Here is a 260-nt window from a genome sequence, read left to right on the forward strand (position 1 = left end):
CATATGTGTGGTGACGATGGCAAGAAGGTCACACCTGTTCCCATGCCGAACACAGTAGTTAAGCTTCTTAGCGCCGAAGGTAGTGAGGGGTTTCCCCTTGTGAGACTAGGACGTTGCCGCGCATATAATTTTTGGAGGTTTAGCTCAGTTGGGAGAGCATCTGCCTTACAAGCAGAGGGTCAGCGGTTCGAGCCCGTTAACCTCCACCATGAGTCATTAGCTCAGTTGGTAGAGCATCTGACTTTTAATCAGAGGGTCGC

1 tRNA gene and 1 rRNA gene are annotated in these 260 nt (G+C 50.8%); both read left to right on the forward strand.

The window, feature by feature from the left end:
* Positions 1 to 6 precede the first annotated feature (6 nt).
* Positions 7 to 122 (forward strand): 5S ribosomal RNA (gene rrf, locus ACEN4L_RS13555).
* A gap of 11 nt (positions 123 to 133) precedes the next feature.
* Positions 134 to 209: transfer RNA gene (locus tag ACEN4L_RS13560), tRNA-Val, on the forward strand.
* Positions 210 to 260: the final 51 nt, after the last annotated feature.

The sequence above is a fragment of the Desemzia sp. FAM 23988 genome (assembly GCF_045528365.1).
Classification (GTDB): Bacteria; Bacillota; Bacilli; order Lactobacillales; family Carnobacteriaceae; genus Desemzia.